Source organism: Haloprofundus salilacus (genome assembly GCF_020150815.1).
Classification (GTDB): Archaea; Halobacteriota; Halobacteria; order Halobacteriales; family Haloferacaceae; genus Haloprofundus; species Haloprofundus salilacus.
Genome location: NZ_CP083723.1, coordinates 1,495,208 through 1,516,291 on the forward strand (window position 1 = coordinate 1,495,208; position 21,084 = coordinate 1,516,291).

Genomic DNA, 21,084 nt, shown 5'->3' on the forward strand with positions numbered 1-21,084 from the left:
ATCCGCGGGTATGAGCGACGATTCGACACCCACGCTCGAGGACGACGCGATGCGCCGATTTCCGGTTCCCGACTTCGAGGAGTTGCCCGAGGACCTCCGCGAGCGAATCTCGGCGGAGTCCGAACGCGCGGGCTTCACTCCGAACGTGTTCTCCGCCTTCGCATACAAACCCTCGCACTTCAGAGCCTTCTTCGAGTACCACGACGCGCTCGTCGACGACACGGCGCTAGAGCGCGAGGAAGTCGAGATGATCATCGTCGCCGTCTCCGGCGTCAACCACTGCTACTACTGCAACGTCGCCCACGGCGCGCTCGTTCGAATCTACGCGAAGGATCCGCTGCTGGCGGACCAACTCGTCGCCAACTACCGCACGGCGGACGTGAGCGAGAAACGGATGGCGATGCTCGACGTGGCGGTGAAACTCACCGAACGCCCCGCTGAGGTCGACGAGGTTGATTTCGAGAAGCTACGCGAGGTTGGCTACACCGAGGAAGCGATTTGGGACATCGGCGCGGTCACGTCGATGTTCAACCTCTCGAACCGGATGGCGATGTTCGCCGACATGCGCCCGAACGACGATTTTCACTCGCTCGGACGACAACCGCGAGAGGAGTGAATCCGAACCGCGCGCCTACGCCTGCGCCTCGTAGCCCGCGTCGTTGACCGCGACGACGAGGTCCAGCGGGTCGGCGTCGCCCTCAACGTTCGCGGTGTTCGATTCGTGGTCGGCGGTTGCGCTCTTGACGCCCCCGACGCTTTCGAGCGCCGCTACGACGCTCTGCTCGCACCCATCACAGCTCATCCCTTCGACGGTGAGTGTCGTCGTCATGGTTCAGTGTACTCGCTATCGACTCTTCCACCTTTCCCTTTCGAAGTCGGGTCTTCCGTGGACAAACACCTTCGAATCAAAAGCGTGAGCAGAACTCACTTGTGTCTCCGCACCGAACTGCCGTCTATGCGCACGCTCGACGACACCGACCGGCAGATTCTGCGCCTCCTGCTCGACGACGCCCGGCGGCCGTACAGCGACATCGCCGATCGCGTCGGTCTCTCCGCGCCCGCCGTCTCCGACCGCGTTGACCGACTGCGCGAAATCGGCGTCATCCGTCGATTCACGCTCGACGTGGACCGCTCGCTGCTGCGTGAGGGGACGCCGATGCTCGTCGAACTGGACGTACGGCCCGCCGCCGTACAGGATGTCGCCGTGGCGCTGACGGCGGTCGACAGCGTCGACCACGTCTTCCGGACCGCCGACGCCCGCGTCGTCTTCCGCGCGCCGATACGCGAGGGCGATGTGACGGCGTTTCTTGACACTGTTGTCGACCTTGACGACGTCCGCGGCATCGACGCGAGCCTCGTCGTCTCCGACGAGTGGACGCCCGGACTCGGCGAGGCGGAGCTCGCGCTCTCCTGCGTCGAGTGCGGCAACACCGTCACGAGCGAAGGCGAGTCCGCCCGCTTCGACGGGGAACTGTACCACTTCTGCTGCGACTCCTGCCTATCGAACTTCGACGAGCGGTTCGACCGGATCCAAAGCGACGTGTGATTCCGGTTTGGCTTCGAAGTGAAACGGGAATCTTACCTTCGAATCGAATGCACAACCCGCATGAGTGCGGAGTACGTATAGTCAGACAGTGAGCCACATGCAACGGGTGCGAATCGAGGTCAGGGGGATGAGCTGCGCGAACTGCTCGTCCACCGTCACGTCGGCCGTCGAGGAACTCGACGGCGTGAGGGAGGTGAACGTCAACTACGCCACCGACGAGGGGACCGTCGAGTACGACCCAGAGCGGGTGAGTCTCTCGGAGGTGTACGACGCCATCGAACGGTCGGGCTACGACCCCGTCGGCGAGGAGGTGAACGTCGGCATCACGGACATGACGTGCTCGAACTGCGTTCAGACCGTCGAGAGCGCCGTCGGCGGCCTGCCCGGCGTTCTCGCCGTTGACGCCAACTACGCCACCGACGAGGCGACGGTCCGGTACAACCCCGAGGCGGTGTCGCGCTCGGATATCTACGACGCCATCGAGGACGCGGGCTACTCGCCGGTGCGCGAGGACGCGAGCGACGGTGAGGAAAGCGAGAGCGAGGGCGACCGGCGTGAGAACGCCAGGAAAGCTGAACTTCGCCACCAACGCAACCTGACGGTGTTCGGCGCGGCGCTGGCGATTCCCCTTTCTATCTTGATGATGGGTCACCTCGTCGGCTTGCCGGTGCCCGAGTCGATTCTCGGCGTCGAGATGGGCTGGATAGCGCTCCTGCTCGCAACGCCCGTCCAGTACTTCCTCGGCAAGGAGTTCTACGTCAACTCCTACAAGGCGCTCGTGAAGAACCGCACGGCGAACATGGACGTGCTCATCGCGCTCGGGTCGACGACGGCCTATCTGTACAGCGTCGTCGTGCTCTTCGGCCTCCTCGACGTAGGCCAACTCTACTTCGAGAGCGCGGCGCTCATCCTCGTGTTCATCACGCTCGGCAACTATCTCGAAGCCCGCTCGAAGGGGCAAGCAGGTGAAGCCATCCGCCAACTACTCGAACTCGAGGCCGACGACGCCATCGTCGTCGACGAGGTAGAGACCGAAGATGGGCAGACGTTCGAGAACGAGCGCGAAGTGCCCCTCGAAGACGTCGAGAAAGGCGACGTGATGAAGGTCCGGCCGGGCGAGAAGGTGCCGACCGACGGCGTCGTCGTCGAGGGCTCAAGCGCCGTCGACGAGTCGAACGTCACCGGCGAGTCCGTCCCCGTCGAGAAGTCGCCGGGCGACGAAGTCGTCGGCTCCACCATCAACGAGAACGGTCTGCTGTACGTCCGCACGACGAAAGTCGGCTCGGAGACGGCGCTGCAACAGATCGTGCAGATGGTGCGCGACGCCCAGAGCCGCCAGCCCGAGATTCAGAGCCTCGCCGACCGCATCAGCGCCTACTTCGTCCCGGCGGTCATCGCTAACGCCGTCCTCTGGAGCGTCGTCTGGTACCTGTTCCCGGAGACGCTCTCGGGCCTCGTCACCTCGCTACCGCTGTGGGGTCTCGTCGGCGGCGGTCCCGCGGCGCTCTCGACGTTCGAGTTCGCCGTCGTCGTCTTCGCGTCGGCAGTGCTCATCGCCTGCCCGTGCGCGCTGGGCCTCGCAACGCCCGCGGCGACGATGGTCGGGACGACCATCGGTGCGAAGCACGGCATCCTGTTCAAGGGCGGCGACGTGCTCGAACGCGTCCGCGACGTCGACACCGTAGTCTTCGACAAGACGGGGACGCTCACGAAGGGTGAGATGCGCCTGACCGACGCCGTCGTCGTCTCGCCGACGGCCGACGGAGCGGGCGACGCGGACAGACCGACGGGTGACGACGTTCGCGCCGACGGCGCGGGTTCGGGCACGAGCGTGGGCGCGGCCGTCGAGTCCGAGGTCAACGAGCGCCTCCTCCTCGAAGTCGCCGCCGCCGCCGAGGCGGGGAGCGAACACCCCATCGCCGAGGCCGTCGTCGACGGCGCGAAGGAGCGAGGTATCGAGATCTCCGACCCCGCCGCGTTCCAGAACGTCGCCGGGAAGGGTGTCCGCGCCCGCATCGACCGCGGTACCGCCGTCGTCGGCAAACCCGACCTGCTGCGCGAGTACGACGTGGACCCCGAACCCGCGGCCGATGTCATGGCCGACCTCGAATCCGACGGAAAGACTGCGATTCTCGTCGCCCTCGACGGTGAGTTGCTCGGCGTCCTCGCCGTCGCCGACGAGGTAAAGGGGTCGGCCGATGAAGCCGTCTCGACGCTCCGCGACCGCAGCGTCTCCGTGTTCATGCTCACCGGCGACAACGAGCGCACCGCCCGTGCCGTCGCCGAGCGCGTCGGCATCGACCCCGACAACGTCCGCGCGGAGGTGCTACCGGACGAGAAGGCCGACGAGGTCGAGTCGATTCAGGCCGACGGCCGTCGCGTGATGATGGTCGGCGACGGCGTCAACGACGCGCCTGCACTCGCGGCCGCGTTCGTCGGCACGGCGCTCGGCAGCGGCACCGACGTGGCCATCGAAGCCGCTGACGTAACGCTGATGCGCGACGACCCGGTGGACGTGGTCCGGGCGATGCGCGTCTCGGAGGGGACGCTCTCGAAGATCAAGCAGAACCTCTTCTGGGCGCTCGGCTACAACACGGCGATGATTCCGCTGGCGTCGCTCGGCCTCCTGCAACCCGTCCTCGCGGCGGCGGCGATGGCCGTCTCCAGCGTCTCCGTGCTGACGAACAGCCTCCTGTTCCGCCGGTACGAACCCGACGAGGAGTATCGGCTGCTCGGGTTCCTGCGCTAATCGTTCGTCTCCGTTGTGACACGGACGGCAATCCCCTCACTGCCGGTGACAAACTGCAACGGCTGACGACACAAACCTTATTGAAGGCGTTCGCGTCCGTTAATATACGATGGCGACTGGAACGGTTGTGTTCTTCAATGACACCGGCGGCTACGGCTTCATCGAGACTGACGACTCCGACGAGGACGTGTTCTTCCACATGGAAGATATCGACGGCCCTGACCTCGAAGAAGGTCAAGAAGTCGAGTTCGACATCGAAACGGCGGAGAAAGGACCGCGTGCGGTGAACCTCGAACGACTCTGACGCCGACGAACGCCCCCGACAATCGCCGAACCGACAGACGGGACGACGACGACCCGACGTAATCCGTTCTTCGGTTCCGGTTTCGCCGCATCCGACAGACTGCGCTGTTCGATAGATACGATTATGTTCCTTGGTGGTGTGCTATCATGTGCCGCGTCGATTCGCGGCTCACGTTCGGCGGACGTCGGGCATGCACCCTACCGACGCCGTAGCACGCTGTCACGGACGCGACTACAGTCAGCTTACCGCGCCGCGTTCGCGAAGGGTCGCGGCGCGGATGCGACTTCTGCGCGACTCGTTCTCGTTGACACAGTTTCCCAATGAGTGCCACGAAACGCTTTTTTATAAGTCTCCGAGTTGGCACAGATATGTCCGATACCCTCCAGACGGTGCTACTCTGCTACATCGCCGTCCTCCTCACCATCGAGGTGCTCGAACTCGGCTGGCTCGTTCCGGTTCTCGCCGCATCGCTGGTGATTGCTGGACTCGTCGCCGCCTTCGTGTACCTCGGAAACGGAGAACCGAATTGAACGACTGAGCGCGGTTACTCGCCGAACATCTGCTCTTCCCGCTCTCTGAGTTCGATGCGCCGAATCTTCCCGCTCGACGTCTTCGGGAGTTCGTCGACGAACTCCACGCGGCGCGGGTACTTGTACGGGGCCGTCTCCTCCTTCATGAACTCTTGAATCTCGTCGACCAACTCGTCATCACCTTCGTAGCCGTCTGCGAGGATGACGTACGCCTTCACGACGTTGCCGCGTTTCTCGTGCGGGCTGCCGACGGCGGCGGCCTCGGCGACCGCGGGGTGCGACACGAGCGCGTCCTCCACCTCGAACGGGCCGATGCGGTAGCCCGCCGAGAGGATGATGTCGTCGGCGCGGCCCTCGAAGAAGAAATAGCCGTCCTCGTCGCGGGAGGCCAGGTCCCCCGTCCGGTAGTACTCGCCCGCGAACGTCTTCTCGTCGAGGCTCGGCTTCTCGTAGTAGCCGTCGAAGATGCCCGGGCAGTCGACGGGAACGGCGATTTCGCCGATTTCGCCGACGCCGACCTCCTCGTCGTCGTCGTCGATTATCGTGGTGCCGAGCCCCGGCGTCGGCTTGCCCATTGCGCCGGGTTTCACGTCGATTCCCGGATAATTGGTCACCAACGCGACGGTCTCGGTCTGGCCGTAGCCGTCGCGGGGCGTCACGCCGAAAGCGTCGTCTATCATCTCGATGGGTTCACGGTTCAGCGGTTCACCCGCCGACAGCGCGGCCTTCAGTTCCACATCGTACTCCCCCAGATTCGTCTGCGTGAACATCCGGTACTGCGTCGGGACGGCGCAGAGGCGGGTGACGCCCTCGTCGGCCATGATTCCGAGGAACCGGTCGGGGTCGAACTCGCCGTCGTACAGCAATTGCGTCGCCCCCGTCGTCACGCCGACGCCGACGGGGCTCCAGAACCACTTCGCCCACCCGGTGCCCGTGGTCGCCCACAGCAACTCGTCTTCCATGTCCGAGTCGGCGGTGACGCCCCACCAGTACGGCGCGTTGACGAGCTCAAAGCAGCGCATCCACCGGTGCTTGTGGAGCACGGGTTTCGGCTGGCCCGTCGTCCCGGAGGTGTAGTTGATTGACATCGGATCCTCCGCGGAGAGGTCGGGACCGTCGTGGTCGGTCGACTGCCCGGAGAGCAGATCCGAGAACGACTGCCAGCCGTCTCTCTCGCCGTCGACGCAGACGAGATTCTCCAGCGGCGAGTCTTCGACGACGGGGTCGACCATCTCGGTGAGGTCGGCGTGCGCGACGACGGTCGTCGCCTCGCAGTCGTTCGCGCGGAACTGGAGGTCTTTCGGCTTCAGCATCGACGAACAGGGGACGAGAAGCGCGCCGCGCTTGAGCGCGCCCAACTGGATGGCGAATACGTCGGGATGTCGCGGCAGGAGGTGCATCACCCGGTCACCCTCGCCGACGCCCAGTTCCACCAGCGCGTTCGCGAAACGGTTCATGTCGTCGCGCAGGTCGGCGTAGGTTCGTTCTTCTCGACGCTCCTTGCTCAGAAAGTGGAGGGCTACTCGGTTGCCGAACGAGTCGGCGTGCGACTCGACGACCGCCGGGAGGTTGTAGTCGGCGGGGATGTTCCACTCGAACGAAGCCAGTTCGTCATCGTATGAGAGTACCATGCAGGCCACGTCGCAATCATCCCGGATAATCATTCGGGTCGGCGTAGTCTGCGGGTCGTCGAGGGAGAGCCACGGCCAGAGCGTCAGTCACGAGAGCCGCGACCGGGCGCGTGGTTCGACTCGCGCCCGAAGGAGGAGTAGGAGTCAGCACGGATAGCTCTTCAGGCGGTTCGCGCCCTTTCGCGTGGCTTTTTGTCCCTTCCCAGAGAGTCTCTCGCATGGAGTACACCACCCTCGGCGACACGGGGATGACCGTCTCGCGAATCTGCCTCGGTTGCATGAGTTTCGGTACAAGCGACTGGCGCGAGTGGGTGTTGGACGAGGAGGCCGGACTGGAGCTGGTCGACCGGGCCATCGACCTCGGTATCAACTTCTTCGACACGGCGAACATGTACTCGAACGGCGAGTCCGAGCGCATCCTGGGCAAGGCGCTGGAGGGCCGCCGCGACCAGGCCGTCGTCGCCACGAAGGGTTACTTCCCGATGGACGAGGACGACCCGAATTCGGGCGGACTGTCGCGGAAAGCCATCGAACAGCAGCTCGACGCGTCGCTCGAACGTCTGGGGATGGACACCATCGACCTCTACCAGACGCACCGCTGGGACGACGACACGCCTATCGACCAGACGCTGGCGGCGCTCGACGACGCGGTCCGACGCGGGAAGATTCGCTACTTCGGCGCGAGTTCGATGTGGACGCACCAGTTCTCGGAGGCACTGTACGCAAGCGACCTGCTCGGCTACGACCGCTTCGTGACGATGCAAAACCACTACAATCTGCTCTACCGCGAGGAGGAGCGCGAGATGCTGCCGCTCTGCGAGAAGGAGAACGTCGGCGTCATCCCGTGGTCGCCGCTGGCGCGCGGCTGGCTCGCCCGCCCGCACGAGGAGGCCCGCTCGACCAAACGCGGCGAGACCGACAGCCTCGCGCACGGCCACCCGTATCTGGAGGGCGGCGGCCGCGAAGTCAACGAGCGCGTGCAGGAACTCGCAGACGAGAAGGGTGTGAAGATGGCCCAGATCGGGCTGGCGTGGCTGTTCCACAAGGAGTGGGTGGACGCGCCCATCGTTGGCACGACGAACGTCGAGCACCTCGAAGACGCCGTCGAGGCGCTAGACATCGACCTGAGTTCGAGTGAGATCGAGTATCTCGAAGAGCCGTACCGGCCCGTTCGCGTCTCGGGCCACGAGTAACCGAACCGCTGGCTCTTCCGACGCCGGCGACGCTCTGACGGCACGCACGGTCGCGAGAAGCCGTAAAAACCGAGATATCCTCGCGACGCCTCCTAACCGGTATGATACTCGTTGTCGGTGCAACCGGTGAGCTAGGAACCGCAATCGTCCAAGAACTGGTCGACGACGGCCACCGAGTAAGGGCGTTCGTCCGCCCGGCGTCGGCGTACGGGCATCTGGTCGGGCCGAACGTCGAGTTCGCCTACGGCGACCTGCGCGACCCGATGAGCGTCGACCGCGCCGTCGACGGCGTCGAGACGGTCGTCGCGACGGCGAACGCGGTCGCCCCGCGCGACGGGTCGACGTTCGAGATGGTCGACGACCTGGGATACAGAACGCTCATCGAGGCGGCCGAGCGCCACCGGGTCGACCGTTTCATCTACATTTCAACGCCGGAGACGCCGTTGGACGACGAGGTGCCGTCGTTCACCTACAAGCGGATGAACGAGCGCCGACTCCGCGAGAGCAGACTCACGCACACTATCGTCCGACCGTCGCTGTTCATGGACAGTTGGTTGGCACTCATCGGGAGTTCGATTCCGACGCGCGGGGCCGAACAGTCGCTGATGAACCGGCCGTTCTGGTTCACCCGCGCGTTCCGGCGACTGACCGGCCGACTCGTCGAACGACGTGGGCGAGCGCTCGTCCCCGGCGACGGGTCGACGCGCCACGCCTTTGTCTCCATCGACGACGTGGCCACGTTCGTCGCCGTCTGCGTGGGCAACCCGGTCGCCGAGAACGCGACAGTACACGTTGGCGGTCCGGAGTCGCTGTCGTGGAACGAAGTCGTGGATGTCTACAGCGAGGTGCTCGGTCGGCCGGTTCGGCCCGTCTACACGCCGGTGAGGGTATACACGGCACTCCAGCGACTGGCGACCCCCATCAGCCCTGCGGCAGCGAATATCTTCGGCATGGAGCGCATCGTCGCGAGCGCCGACACTGGCGGCGACGTCGAGGTGATGGCCGAAATCGGCTACGTCCCGCAGACGACGGTCAAAACGTTCCTCGGCGCGCGCGTCGACCCGGCGGAGCGAACGTCGCCCGGACACCGGATTCGAGTCGAAGACGCGGCGTAAGAAACGAGGAATCTCAGTCGTCGGCCTCGCCGACTACCGGTGTAGCGACTGACCCACCGTCCGCTACCAGCCGTCGTACCGCCCGCGACGCGACGAGCGCGATACCGATTTCGGTGAAGCCGACGACGACGAACGCCTCGAAGTAGCCGAGCAGTTCGGCGGAGGACCCGCCGAGCAGGAAGCCGGTCAGGAAGCCGAGACTGCCGAAGATGTTGAATCCGCCCATCGCTGCTCCTCGTTCGTCCTCCGCGGCGACGTCGGTGACGAGAGCCATCGTCGCCGGGGAGACCAAAGCCCCAAACACGCCGACGAGCACCATCGTCCCCGCCGCCAGCGGTAGCGACGGCGACGCGCCGACGACGATTATCGAGAGACCGTAGAGGATGGAGCCGACGACGACGGGGAGGAAGCGTCCGATGCGGTCCGAGAGCACGCCCATCGGATACTGCAGGAGCGCGAACGGCCCAAAGAACATCGCGAGCACGAGCCCCGCTCCGAACGCGTCGAGGCCGAACACGTCGCGGAAGTAGTAGATGCCGACGAGCGAGAAGAAGCCCGCTGTGAGGCGGTCGATGAAGCCGAACGCGTACGGAATCCGCAACGCCGGGCGGTCGACGATCTTTCCGAGGATCTCCCGTGCTCCGGTGCGGTCGTCGTCACCGCGACTCTCGCTTCGTTTCGCGCCGGGCGAGCGGTCCGTCACCGTCGCGGTCAGCAGCGCGACGAGACCGAGCAGTGCCGCCGCGCCGTACACCGGCGCGAGCGGGTCGGCAGTCGAGAGGCGACCGCCGACGACCGAGCCGACGGCCGCGCCGAGGCCGATGGCGATGCCCGCCGCGCCCATGTTGCGGCCGTTGCCGCCGCCGAGGTCCATCAGCATCGTCATCGACAGCGAGAACGCGCCGATGGTGAACGCGCCGCCGACGACGCGGACTAGGAGTACGCCGCTGAAGCCGACGCCGAGCGTCGGGACGAGTGTGAGGAAAAGATAGCAGGCCGCGCCGCCGAGCGCGCCGACGACGATGAGGGGGACACGCCGCCCCGTGGCGTCGCTGAGCGCTCCCCACAGTCCGGCGAAGACGACGAACGCCGCGTACTCCGCGACGAGAAACCACATGCCGGCGTCGAGGTCGCCTGCGCCGCCGAGTGCGCGCACGAGGTCGGAGACGCCCGGGTAGAGGAGAACCTGCGACACCAACACCGCCCACACCGAGAGCGCGAGCGTGATTCGGTCACGTCGCGCCGAGTCGTTCATATCTGTCATTCGAACCGAATCGGGAAAGCCCTGTCTCTGTCCGCTCGCGCCTCAGAACGTCATCGGCGGCATATCGAGGAACGCCGTCTCGAACCCCTCGTGGCGCGCCGACTGCGGCGGCGTGTCGACGACGAGTTCGAGGTCGTCGTCAGCCGACAGTCCATCGACGTTCGCGCCGTAGTGGAAGCCGATCTTGGGGTCCAGCGCCGGTTCGAGCGAGACGTCGGTACCGCCGACCGTCGCGGAGAGCCCCATGCTCGGAATCACCAGTCCGTTGAGCGGCGTCCGCGGCGAGACGAGGAGGTAGGGCTGGTCGCCGAACCGGCCAGCGGAGACAGCGATGGCGACGAAGACGGCGTCGCCGCTCATCTCCGACCCGAACGACTCGCCCGGCAGCGAGTCCGGTTCGGGCGCTCTGCCGACGGGCATCGCCATCCCGTTCGGCATCTGCATCTCCATCACCGGGAGCGCACCGGGGTCGCCCTGCTTCTCTTCGAGTATCGTGTACGGGATGTCGTTTCGCTTGCGCTCGCTGTACTCGAACTCCAGTTCGGCCGTCGCGGGTTCCGCGAACTTCCCCTCGAACGCGCCGAACCGTCGGAGGTTCACACCGCCGACGTCGACGCGAAGGGTGTACGTCCCGTCGCCTGGGAGCGGCCAGTTGTCGCCGTAGTGAAAGCCCATCCGCTGGGAGAGCATCTCGTAGACGACCTCCTCTTCGCGGTATTCGTCGCCGTCACTCGTCTCGACGGTGACGCCCGTAGCCGGAACGACCTGACCGCTCTCGGGGTCCCAGACGTTCACCATCAGGTGAATCGCGTCGTTGCGTCCGACGTCGATCCGCTCGGTCTCCTGCCCCTGTACGGTCCAGAAGCGGTGGGCGTAACTGTACATCACCCCGACTTTGAGGTCCCCTGCGTCCGCCATGCCGACCATCTTCATCCCCTCCTGGTGGGTGGGAACGTAGGACGCCCGCGGGCGGTTCTCGACGAGCGGCGGTTCGCGACTCGTCGTCGTGTCGAGGAGGCTCGTACAACCGGCGAGCGAGCCCGCGAGGCCAGTGCCGACTGCACCGAGGAGGGTCCGCCGTCTCATGAGAGTGACTAGGCGAGTCCGACAGTTACGGGTTCTGGTCCGGTTCTCGAAGCGTTGGGTTCGCGTGCGACGGTCGCCGTCACTGTTCGAGCAGGCCGTCGACGAGGCGCGTGAACCGGTCGACGAACCGCTCGGGCAGCGACGGTGACACCGACGCGAGCAGTCGGGTGGTCGCTTCGGGACGCGCCAGCGCGAGCGTCACGCGACCGCGGCTATCGTATTGCTTCTCGACGACCGACTGCTCTTCGAGCCGCTTCGTGTGCCACGAGAGCGTGCTCCTGGCGATCCCGACCTCCTCCGCGACCTCCGCGGGCGTCGCCTCGCCGTGTTCGAGGAGGACGCCGAGCACGTCGCGGGCCGTCTCCCGACGCACCAGCGCCAGTACGCCGCGTTCCCACTCGTCGAACGTCGCCGGGTAGTAGTGGGTCTTCCCGTACAGGTGCGTTTCCGCGACCCGCTCGTCGCGGCCGAGTCGGCGGAGGTGGTACTGGACCTGTCCGGGTGCGAGGTCCAGCGCTCGGACGAGTTCGTTGAAGTGGACGCCCGGGTTGTGCTGGACGTGCGCCGCGATGCGGTTGCGCGTCGCGCTCATCGTTACCGATCACCCGCGGGCGCGGCCTGCTCGATGCTCCGCGCGTAGTACACCGCGGCGATGACCAGCGCGACCATGACGAAGTCGAGCGCGTGTTCGATGGCGTGGTGAGAGGCGAACGGGATGACGCCGCCGATAGTCAAAATCGCGACGCCGCTTCGCGCGAGCAGCGCCGCGAGCGCCAGCACGACGAGCGTGTGCGAGCGCGACTGCCGGCGCAGCAGCGCGATGAGACCGACGGCGACGATGAGCGTCGAACTGAACCCTGCCAACACGACGGCAGCCACCTCCGGGGCGCTCATCGTCGGCGCGGCGTGTGCTGAGAACGAGTGCATCTCTGTCTCCCCGAGATTACGCGTCGACGGTTATGTGCTGATTGGTGTGTGCGTCGAACGCCATACCCAGCGCGTCCGTTCTTGCCCGCGTTCGACGGCCGCACCAGAACCCCTATCCCCGGAACGGACCTAGCGACGACGATGAGTCCGGGGACCGACGAGTGGAGTCGCAGAGACGTGCTGAAAGCCGCCGTCGCCGTCGGCGGCGCGGGCGCGCTCTCGGCCTGTCTCGACCTCACCGACGAACCCGTCCCAGAGGGCGTCTCCGACCCCTCAACGCTCCCGGCGCGACAGCACGCGTGGGACGACCTGCTCACGCGCGACGGCGCGGAGAACGTCGAACTCCCACGGCATCAGACGCTTCTGTACCTTACGCTCGACCGCGAGGGCACGCCGACGTCCGACGACCGGCGCGCGGTGGAGGAGGCGCTGTCGACGCTGGACCGCGCCTACGAGCGGAGCAACCGGGGGCTGATTTACTCGCTCGCCTACTCGCCGGCGTACTTCTCGCGCTTCGTCGACCCGCTTCCCGAGAACGTCGACCTGCCGGAACCGCGACGGCTCTCGCCGTTCGAAACTCCTGAATTCGACCGACAGGACGCGCTGTTGCACCTCGCCAGCGACCGCGCCGACGCGCTGATAGAGGCCGAGGAAGCGCTGACGGGAGAACGAGACACTGCCAACGAGGTGACGATCGAGACGCCGCTTTCCGCCGCGTTCTCGGTTGACTCCCGGCGAACGGGGTTCATCGGCAAAGGCATGCCCGCCGAGAAACAGGACGTGGCAGGCATCCCCGACGACGACCCGGTTCCCGAGGAGTCGCCGCTGTTCATGGGATTCAAAGCCGGGTTCGCGAAGAATCAGGCCTCAGAGGAGTACGTCACCATCCCCGACGGTCCGTTCGCGGGCGCGACGACGAAACACGTCTCGAAACTTCGCCAGCGCCTCGACGACTGGTACGTCGAGCAGGAGTTCGACGACCGGGTGGCCGAGATGTTCAGCCCCGCACACGCCGAACGCGGCCTCGTCGAGGGTATCGGCGACAACCTCGGCGACGACAGCGGCGTCACCCCGGAGATAATCGAGAGTGTCCGCGAGCACGCGCAACAGTACGGTCGGGTCGGCCACGCCCAGAAGGCCGCCCGCGCCAACCGCGACGACGAGGGAAACGTCCGCCTGCTGCGACGGCACTTCGAGTCGACCGACGAGAACGAGGCGAGCCTCCACTTCCCGTCGCTGCAGCGACGAATCACCGACTTTGAGGAGGTGCGAGAGGCGATGAACGGGACCGACCTCACCGACGAACCCGCGATCCGCCAGCGCGTGAACAACGGCATCCTGGAGTACATCTTCGTGAAGAACCGCGGAAACTTCCTCGTGCCGCCGCGCCGCCTGCGGGTGCTGCCGACGCCGACCGGCGAGGTTCCGGGACTGTGAATTTCCGGTTATCGCTCTCTGTCGGCTGACTCGGAGTCGGAGTCAGTATCTCCGTCGGCATGGGTGAACGCCTGGAGGCATCGGTAACAGCGGTAGATACGCTTATTTCCGAAGTATGTGCCGCCGGTTCGCTTCCTCAGCACCAGTCTACTTCCACACTTCGGACAGGCGGGGTTGCCAAACACCATTCGCGTGATGTTCCCTACATACCAACGCTACGACAAATGCGTTTTCAAACGGCAACCGGCCGCGAGATGATCCACAGCGACAGCACCGTGTAGCCGACCATGAGCGTCGCCAGCGGCGCGTGGGCCGCGAGCGCCGACCGACTATCGCCCGCGACGCGCCGGGAGACAGCGTCGGCGGCGACGACTGCGACGACGTGGCCGAGGACGACCAGGGCGACCTGCGTCAGCCAGAATGCGGGCAAAGTGAGCCAAAACAGCGGATCGACTGTCTCCGCGCCGACGGCGCTCGGCAACGCCCCGAGGCCAGTGAGCGCGTAGCCGTAGTTGTGCGCCACCTCGTAGGCGGCCGCGATGGGCAGAAGCGTCGCCGCGAACGCCGTCGCCGACGTGTGATGCGAGTCGCCGTGGTCGCCTTCGTTGCCGACATACGCCGAGACGACGCGAGCGACGGTGGCGAAGGCGGCGAGAAACCCCGCGAGACCGACGAAGTATAGCGTCAAACTCGCCTCGGGACCCAGACCGGTCACGTCGCGTAGGCTGTAGAAGATCGCCTGATACTCCGGTGAGGCGGAGAAGCCGTCGAAGCTCACCGTGTAGACCGCGGCGACGACGAACGCGGCTTCTGCGATCGAAACGGGGGACAGACAGCCGCGCCACGGCGGGCGAGCGACGACCTGCCACTCCCCGTTCCCGCCACTGCCCTCGTCCTCAGCGCGGACCGTGCGGAGCGGCGCGACTCGACCGAGCAGTCGGTAGAGAATCGACAGCGGGTCCGCGCGGTCGAACCACGTCAAACCGAAGACGACGCCGCCGGCGAGCATTGTGAGCGCGTAGCCCGCGACCAGCGCCGCGGTCAGCGACGGCCGCGACGGTATCACGGTCAGGTTCTCGGCGACGCCGACGAGGAGCAGAAAGCCGACGACTGCGGGCCATTCGCCGAGTTGCTCCGGATACGCTCGGAGTCGCACTTCACCGCCTTCGAGCCGGCAGAGGAGGCGATAGAGGTTCCGCCACGGCGAGAGCGTCCCCCACGGGGACCCGACGACGACGGAGACGAGCGCGACTCCCTTGAACCACACCGGCCAGACGAACAGCGTCGCGAAGTTCGTCGACGGTGCGCTCGGCCCGATCGCGCCGTGGACCAGTGCCGCGACGATTGCGAGGAAGAAGCCTCCGCCCGCGACGGCGCGAACGAGTTTCGCGGGGGTCGACGGAACGGCCGCGAGCGTCGACACGGAACGACCGGCCGGTGACGTTTCGACACGTCCGGTCCCCTTCGCCGACGGACGTCTCTTCCGGCCTGCGAGAACTGCGGCCGTCAGTCCGACCGTCGCCCCCGCGCCGAGAAACAGCAGCGAGAGCGGAATCGGCGACTCGAAGCGCGTCGCCACCTGGTGGGCCGCGACCGGCGTCGACAGCAGCGAGACGGCGACGAGGCCGACGATGACGGCGGCGAAAACGCCGGTGATGTGCGACGACGCGCAGCCAGAGAGCCTTCGCATACTCGACGGTGGGACAGTGCAGTGAAAACCCGCGCGGTTCGTCGGCACGGCGGTCACGAGGTCAGTCGGTCGCGTACTCCAGCGCCGCGACCCGTCCGTCACCGTAGCGGACGAGAATCTCGTCGTCTCCGTCGCCGTCGATATCGGAGAGCGTCGGATAAACCCACGCCGGCACGTCGCGTTCGTACGTCGCGAGCGTCTCGCCGGAGGTGGGGTCGAGAACCGACACCGAACCCTCGTTGGTGAGCGCGACGAGTTCCGGAGCGCCGTCGCCGTCGAGGTCGCCGAGTTTCGGCGCGGGATGCTGGGCGGCCTCGCCGGTCGAAACCGTCGCTTCCCACTCGGTGTCGCTGCTGTCCGCGTCGAATGCGACGACGCGCCCGTCGGTGAGCGTCGCGTACACCTCGGCGTCGCTGTCGTCGTCGCCGTTGCCGACCGCACCGACGCGCGGGTTGCCGTCGAACGTGACGCTCCACCGCTCGCTTCCGTTCCGGCCGTCGAGAGCTGTGACTTCGCCGCTCGTGCCGACGAAGATGTCGACCGCGTCGCTATTCGCCTCGCCGTCCGCCTCGCCGACCGCCATCGACGCGACACCCCCGCCCTCACCACCGCCGCGCCACTCGACGTTTCCGTCGGCGTCAAGCAGAACCGGACCGTCGCTCGTTCCGAACAGCGTCTCGTTCGCGCCGTCGCCGTCGACGTCAGCGACGACGGGCGTCGGGAACGTCGACGCACCGAGATCCGCGCGCCACAGCACGTCGCCGGTTTCGCCGTCGACAACGACTGCGCCGCCGGCGATGTCGCTGGCGACCAGTTCGGAGTCGCCGTCGCCGGTCAAATCGCCCACCGTGGGAGCGCCGTAGCCGTAGGTGTCCATCGGAACGCGGTACCGCTCGGCGCCGTCGGCATCGAAGACGACGAGCGCTTCCTCGGTGGTGACGACGGCGACTTCGGGCGAGTCGTCGCCCGTCAGGTCGGCGACGACGGGTTCGGTCAGCGCATGCGGCGTGCAGTTCGCCTCGGGGACGGTGTAGCGCCAGCGCGTCTCGCCGTTGTCGTCGAGGCGGACAAGCGAACACTCGCCGAGCGGGACGCCGTCGCGCTCCGGGACGCTCACCGGCGCGACGACGACATCTCCGTCCGCACCGACGGCGTGGTGGTTCGCTAACGTGTCGCGTGCGGTGTCGCTCATCCACTGTTCGCGCAACTCGGGCCCGCCGTCGGTCAGCGCGACGCCCGCGACGGCGACGAGTGAAAGCGAGAGAACGACGAGGGCGGCGAGCGTCCGGCGACGCATCAGAGGACACCCGCGCTACGTTTACCGACGCGGGAGACGCGGGCGACGCAGATTACGCCCGCGAGAAGGTCGACCGCCGCGAATCGAAGACCGCGCAGTCGGTTCATCGCCGGACGCTAGGAATCGGGCCACCAAGTCAGGATTGGTCCGTCCGTCGAAGTCGACGACGAGTCTGCGAGAGTGATAGATACTTGTTCACACAGTACATACATCTGCTATGCCTACCGTACAGTTCCGCGGACGAGAAATCGAGTGCGAGAAGGGGACAGTACTCCGCGACGTGTTGCTGGCGGCCGGACTGTCGCCGCACAACGGGCGCGCACAGCAACTGAACTGCCGGGGTCACGCGACGTGCGGGACGTGCGCCGTCGAAGCGGACGGCGACGTAAGCGAGATGAGGAGTCAGGAACGCCGCAGACTTTCGCTGCCGCCGCACAGCCTCGACTCGGGGCTTAGACTCTCCTGTCAGACGCGGGTCGAAGGCGACGTGGGCGTCACGAAGTACGAGGGATTCTGGGGGCAGCGCGTCGACGGCGCGCAGGGCGGTTCGGACGAGCGCGACGTATCGAACGAACGCGACGACGCGACCGCCGACCGTGTCTGAGCGCCTTCAGTACTCGTAGAAGCCTTTGCCCGTCTTTTTGCCGAGGTCGCCGGCGTCGACCTTCCGCTTCAACAGATAGGCGGGTTTGTAGCGGTCGCCGAGCTCCTCGAACAGCGTCTCGCTGGCGTCAAGACAGATGTCGAGACCGATGTGGTCGGCCAACTGGAGCGGACCCATCGGGACGTTCGTTCCGAGTTTCATCCCCTTGTCGATGTCCTCCTTGGAGGCGACGCCCTCGTCGTAGGCGCGGATTCCCTCGTTGAGCCACGGCATCAGGATACGGTTGGTGACGAAGCCCGGTTTGTCGTCGGACTCCCACGTCTCCTTGCCGAGATCCTCGGAGAACTCGTGGGCGAAGTCGAGCACGTCGGCGTCCGTCTTCTCGCCGCGGACCACCTCGACGCCGGTCATGATCGGGACGGGGTTCATGAAGTGGAGGCCGACGACGAGCTCCGGGCGGTCGGTGGCGCTCGCGATGGTCGTAATCGACAGGGTGGAGGTGTTCGTCGCCAGCACCACGTCCTCGTCAACGACTTCGTCGAGGTCGGCGAAGATATCCTGTTTGATCTCCATGTTCTCGACGGCCGCTTCGACGACGAGATCGCAGTCGGCGAGCTCTCCTAACTTTGTGGTGCCGGTGATACGACCCTGAATCGCCTCGGCTTCGTCCGAATCGAGTTTCTCTTTCGAGACGAACTGCGAGAGACTGTCCTCGATGGCCGAGAAGCCGCGGTCGAGGAACTCCTGTTTCAGGTCGCGCATCACCACGTCGTAGCCCGCTGTGGCGGCGACCTGGGCGATGCCGTTTCCCATCGTTCCCGCGCCGACGACGCCGACCGTCCGAATGTCATCTACGTTCCGCATAGTCCCGTCTGCTCCGGGGAGTTACCTAAGAGTAGCGGAGCGTCGGTGGGACCGGTGAAAGCGACTGGAACGGACGAACCCGACGCGCTCGCGGCGACGTGAATCGGCAAACACTGACGAGCACCGACTGGAATCGAGTAGAATCGACCGGATCCGCGTTTCGTTCCACTCGACCGACAGCTACAGAAACGTTGAAGTGACGATACAGAAAGAGATGATTGATTGGTGTGCCGGACAGTCAAGAGAAGGGTAACGTCGGAGACCTCACCGCGCTCCACCACGTCGGACCAGCGACCGCGACGGTGCTCCGAGACGCCGATATGACCGCTGACGACGTGCAGCGAAAGCGCGTCTCCTACACGGAGTTGGTCGAGGCGGGCGTCAATCCGGGCGTCGCTGCGCGCATCCGCCGCTCGCACTCGCTGTCGTGGTCGTTCGAGTCCAGCGGGCGGGACCTCGAACGGCGGTCGGCACAGGTCAGGGGCCTCGGCGACGCCGAGCGAGCGTGGGTCGCCGCGAGTTCCGGCGACTGGGAGTCTCAGGAGGCACCGGAGAGCGACCCGGACGACGAGTGGTCTCACGGGGCGTCGCCGACCGCCGACTCGTCCTCGGCGGCCGACGCGGCGGAGACGGACGGAAGCGGCGACTCGACGGCGGCCGAGGCCGCGTGGCGCGCGCGCAGCAGTCCGACGCCGCTCACCGTCCTCGACTGCGTGGACGACGACGACGCCGCGATGCTCGCCGAGGCCGGAATTACGTCGGTTCGGAGCCTCACGACGGCGAACCCCGACCACGTCGCCGACGTGCTCGAACTGGACGTGACGGTCGTTCGCCGGTGGCACGCCGAGGCGCTCCGCCACCGCGAGTAACTATTTACTCATAGAGTAGTAAGTCACCCGTTCCTATGGGCAGAGCTGAGGATCGATTTTCGTCGCTCTCGGGCGATTACACGCGTTTTCTCCGGAGTCGAACTCGGACCAATGATTTATATAGCAGTTCACCGGATTTTGAACCGATGATTCCATCGGCAGATGCAGCCATCACACGGGACGACAGAGCGCTGATTCTCGCCTACGACCACGGCTTGGAGCACGGTCCGGTGGACTTCGAGGACGTGCCGGAATCGAGCGACCCCGAGACGGTGTTCGACGTCGCGACCCACGACGCCGTGACGGCACTGGCGGTCCAGAAGGGTCTCGCGGAGGGCTACTACCCCTCCTACGAGGACGACGTGAACCTCCTGTTGAAACTCAACGGCACGTCGAACCTCTGGATGGGCGAACCGAACAGCGCGGTGAACTGCAGCGTCGACTACGCCGCCGAACTCGGCGCGGACGCCATCGGCTTCACCGTCTACGGCGGGTCGAACCACGAGATAGAGATGGTAGAGGAGTTCCGCGAGGCCCACGAGGCCGCCCGCGAGCACAACATGGGCGTCGTCATGTGGTCGTACCCGCGCGGGCAGGGACTGAAGAACGACACCGCCGCCGGCACCATCTCGTACGCCGCGCGACTGGGGCTGGAACTCGGCGCGGACATCACGAAAGTGAAATATCCGGGGTCGGCCGAGGCGATGCAGTGGGCCTGCGAGTCCGCCGCCGGGTCGAAAGTCGTGATGAGCGGCGGGTCGAAGACGTCCGACCGCGACTTCCTCACGACGGTCGAGACGGCGATGCGCGCCGGCGCGTCGGGCCTCGCGGTCGGGCGTAACGTCTTCCAGCGCGAGAACCCTACGGAGCTGCTTGACGCGCTCGAAGCCGTCATCTTTGAGGACGCGACAGCCGACGACGCGCTCGGTCTCATGTCGTCAACCAGCCAGAACCCCGCCGCCGCCTCCGACGACTGATGGAACGGCCTACCGACGGAAAAACGAACGCAGACGCGGAGACGGACGCCGACGCGGACGAGACGACGAGCGAGACGGTTCGCGAGATTCTCGAAACTCTCGCCGACCTCGCCCCGACGGTTCGCGAATCGCTACCGGGTCGCAGACAGAAGAGCGCCATCGAGAACCCCAGCGGCGAGACGCCGATGGCCGCCGACGTGTACGCCGACGAGTTGCTCGTGGAACGACTCGGCGGTCTCGACAGCGTCGGCGAGTACGCGAGCGAGGAGCGCGAGTCTGTCATCGAGGTCGGCGAGGGACTCTCCGTCGCCGTCGACCCCCTCGACGGCTCGTCAAACCTGAAGTCGAACAACACGATGGGCACCATCGTGGGCGTCTACGACGCGCCGCTACCCGCGCGCGGGAAGAACCTTGTCGCGGCCGCGTACGTCCTCTACGGACCCATCACGACACTTATCGCCGCCGTCGAGGGCGAAGTATCCGAGTACGTTGTCGACGACGGCGAACTCGAAGCGGTCCGCGAGAACGTCACGCTGCCTGACGACCCGACAGTCTACGGCTTCGGCGGCCGGGTTCCCGACTGGACCGACGCGTTCGAGTCGTACGCCCGCGACGTGGAGTCCGACGAGTCGCTGAAACTCCGCTACGGCGGCGCGATGATCGGCGACATCAACCAGGTGCTCACCTACGGCGGCGTGTTCGCCTACCCCGCACTGAACTCGGCGCCAAACGGGAAACTCCGCCTCCAGTTCGAGGGGACGCCTATCGGCTACATCATCGAGAGCGCCGGCGGCGCGTCGACGGACGGAACACGGTCGCTGATGACCGTCGAACCGACCGACCTCCACCAACGCGTGCCGGTGTACGTCGGCAACGCAGAACTCGTCGAGCGATTGGAGTCGGCACTCTCCTCGTAAGCACAGTCGGCGCCCTCTTCGTAAGCACAGTCGATGCCCTCCTCGTAAGCGCGGGTCGGCGCCGACGCGCCCCGTGGGTCGCAG

21 protein-coding genes are annotated in these 21,084 nt (G+C 66.1%); 12 read left to right on the plus strand and 9 right to left on the minus strand.

From position 1 onward, the window contains the following. Window positions 1–10: 10 nt before the first annotated feature. Complete coding sequence (locus tag LAQ58_RS07645) at window positions 11–616, plus strand: peroxidase-related enzyme (protein ID WP_224450004.1); 606 nt, start codon at window positions 11–13, stop codon at window positions 614–616. 15 nt (window positions 617–631) lie between these two features. Here the strand turns inward: LAQ58_RS07645 and LAQ58_RS07650 are convergent, their stop codons facing one another. Next, the gene (locus tag LAQ58_RS07650; protein WP_224450005.1) at window positions 632–829 is read right to left on the minus strand and encodes a heavy-metal-associated domain-containing protein; all 198 of its coding nucleotides are present in this window, start codon (window positions 827–829) and stop codon (window positions 632–634) included. A 126-nt stretch (window positions 830–955) separates the two neighbouring features. Here LAQ58_RS07650 and LAQ58_RS07655 point away from each other — a divergent pair, with 126 nt between their 5' ends. From LAQ58_RS07655 to LAQ58_RS07670, 4 genes are all read left to right on the plus strand, one after another. Beyond that, window positions 956–1,546 carry a winged helix-turn-helix transcriptional regulator gene (locus tag LAQ58_RS07655; RefSeq protein WP_224450006.1) on the plus strand — a complete coding sequence of 197 codons (591 nt, stop codon included), beginning with the start codon at window positions 956–958 and terminating at the stop codon, window positions 1,544–1,546. A gap of 97 nt (window positions 1,547–1,643) precedes the next feature. Further along, a complete protein-coding gene (locus LAQ58_RS07660; RefSeq protein ID WP_224450140.1) occupies window positions 1,644–4,295 on the plus strand; it encodes a heavy metal translocating P-type ATPase in 2,652 nt (883 codons plus the stop codon). A 109-nt stretch (window positions 4,296–4,404) separates the two neighbouring features. After that, window positions 4,405–4,599, plus strand: a complete 195-nt coding sequence (locus LAQ58_RS07665; RefSeq protein WP_224450007.1) for a cold-shock protein — start codon at window positions 4,405–4,407, stop codon at window positions 4,597–4,599. Between the two features lie 368 nt (window positions 4,600–4,967). Continuing rightward, window positions 4,968–5,129, plus strand: coding sequence for a hypothetical protein (locus LAQ58_RS07670; RefSeq protein ID WP_224450008.1), 162 nt, complete (start codon window positions 4,968–4,970; stop codon window positions 5,127–5,129). Window positions 5,130–5,143: 14 nt separating this feature from the next. Here LAQ58_RS07670 and LAQ58_RS07675 read toward each other — a convergent pair whose 3' ends face one another. Further along, entirely contained in the window at window positions 5,144–6,760 is a 1,617-nt protein-coding gene (locus LAQ58_RS07675; RefSeq protein ID WP_224450009.1) for an acetate--CoA ligase, read from the minus strand. A 218-nt stretch (window positions 6,761–6,978) separates the two neighbouring features. Between LAQ58_RS07675 and LAQ58_RS07680 the strand changes: the two genes are divergently transcribed. Both LAQ58_RS07680 and LAQ58_RS07685 read left to right on the plus strand, forming a co-directional pair. Beyond that, window positions 6,979–7,953: an aldo/keto reductase gene (locus LAQ58_RS07680; RefSeq protein WP_224450010.1), complete on the plus strand. Its 975-nt coding sequence runs from the start codon at window positions 6,979–6,981 to the stop codon at window positions 7,951–7,953. Between the two features lie 101 nt (window positions 7,954–8,054). Continuing rightward, a complete protein-coding gene (locus LAQ58_RS07685) occupies window positions 8,055–9,068 on the plus strand; it encodes an SDR family oxidoreductase (RefSeq protein ID WP_224450011.1) in 1,014 nt (337 codons plus the stop codon). A 13-nt stretch (window positions 9,069–9,081) separates the two neighbouring features. On the opposite strand, the gene LAQ58_RS07690 is transcribed toward LAQ58_RS07685, so the two are convergent. From LAQ58_RS07690 to LAQ58_RS07705, 4 genes are all read right to left on the minus strand, one after another. After that, entirely contained in the window at window positions 9,082–10,323 is a 1,242-nt protein-coding gene (locus LAQ58_RS07690) for an MFS transporter (protein ID WP_224450012.1), read from the minus strand. Window positions 10,324–10,374: 51 nt separating this feature from the next. Beyond that, complete coding sequence (locus LAQ58_RS07695; protein ID WP_224450013.1) at window positions 10,375–11,418, minus strand: iron transporter; 1,044 nt, start codon at window positions 11,416–11,418, stop codon at window positions 10,375–10,377. A 79-nt stretch (window positions 11,419–11,497) separates the two neighbouring features. Continuing rightward, entirely contained in the window at window positions 11,498–12,010 is a 513-nt protein-coding gene (locus tag LAQ58_RS07700; RefSeq protein ID WP_224450014.1) for a winged helix-turn-helix transcriptional regulator, read from the minus strand. A 2-nt stretch (window positions 12,011–12,012) separates the two neighbouring features. Next, the gene (locus LAQ58_RS07705) at window positions 12,013–12,345 is read right to left on the minus strand and encodes a DUF7471 family protein (protein ID WP_224450015.1); all 333 of its coding nucleotides are present in this window, start codon (window positions 12,343–12,345) and stop codon (window positions 12,013–12,015) included. Window positions 12,346–12,486: 141 nt separating this feature from the next. Between LAQ58_RS07705 and LAQ58_RS07710 the strand changes: the two genes are divergently transcribed. Continuing rightward, window positions 12,487–13,782, plus strand: a complete 1,296-nt coding sequence (locus LAQ58_RS07710; protein ID WP_224450016.1) for a DUF7405 family protein — start codon at window positions 12,487–12,489, stop codon at window positions 13,780–13,782. A 232-nt stretch (window positions 13,783–14,014) separates the two neighbouring features. Here LAQ58_RS07710 and LAQ58_RS07715 read toward each other — a convergent pair whose 3' ends face one another. After that, entirely contained in the window at window positions 14,015–15,472 is a 1,458-nt protein-coding gene (locus LAQ58_RS07715; RefSeq protein WP_224450017.1) for a hypothetical protein, read from the minus strand. A gap of 61 nt (window positions 15,473–15,533) precedes the next feature. Beyond that, window positions 15,534–16,769 (minus strand): outer membrane protein assembly factor BamB family protein, encoded by a 1,236-nt coding sequence (locus LAQ58_RS07720; RefSeq protein ID WP_224450018.1) that lies wholly within the window; start codon window positions 16,767–16,769, stop codon window positions 15,534–15,536. Window positions 16,770–16,986: 217 nt separating this feature from the next. On the opposite strand from LAQ58_RS07720, the gene LAQ58_RS07725 reads away from it, so the two are divergent. Beyond that, a complete protein-coding gene (locus tag LAQ58_RS07725; RefSeq protein ID WP_224450019.1) occupies window positions 16,987–17,373 on the plus strand; it encodes a 2Fe-2S iron-sulfur cluster-binding protein in 387 nt (128 codons plus the stop codon). A 6-nt stretch (window positions 17,374–17,379) separates the two neighbouring features. On the opposite strand, the gene LAQ58_RS07730 is transcribed toward LAQ58_RS07725, so the two are convergent. Beyond that, window positions 17,380–18,237 carry a 3-hydroxyacyl-CoA dehydrogenase family protein gene (locus LAQ58_RS07730; protein WP_224450020.1) on the minus strand — a complete coding sequence of 286 codons (858 nt, stop codon included), beginning with the start codon at window positions 18,235–18,237 and terminating at the stop codon, window positions 17,380–17,382. A gap of 227 nt (window positions 18,238–18,464) precedes the next feature. On the opposite strand from LAQ58_RS07730, the gene LAQ58_RS07735 reads away from it, so the two are divergent. The 3 genes from LAQ58_RS07735 to LAQ58_RS07745 all read left to right on the plus strand — a co-directional run bounded on the left by LAQ58_RS07735 (window position 18,465) and on the right by LAQ58_RS07745 (window position 21,000). Then, window positions 18,465–19,106 (plus strand): DUF7409 domain-containing protein, encoded by a 642-nt coding sequence (locus LAQ58_RS07735; RefSeq protein WP_224450021.1) that lies wholly within the window; start codon window positions 18,465–18,467, stop codon window positions 19,104–19,106. A gap of 146 nt (window positions 19,107–19,252) precedes the next feature. Then, window positions 19,253–20,083, plus strand: a complete 831-nt coding sequence (locus tag LAQ58_RS07740; protein ID WP_224450022.1) for a class I fructose-bisphosphate aldolase — start codon at window positions 19,253–19,255, stop codon at window positions 20,081–20,083. Next, window positions 20,083–21,000: a class 1 fructose-bisphosphatase gene (locus LAQ58_RS07745; protein WP_224450023.1), complete on the plus strand. Its 918-nt coding sequence runs from the start codon at window positions 20,083–20,085 to the stop codon at window positions 20,998–21,000. The genes LAQ58_RS07740 and LAQ58_RS07745 overlap by 1 nt, the downstream gene beginning before the upstream one ends. Window positions 21,001–21,084: the final 84 nt, after the last annotated feature.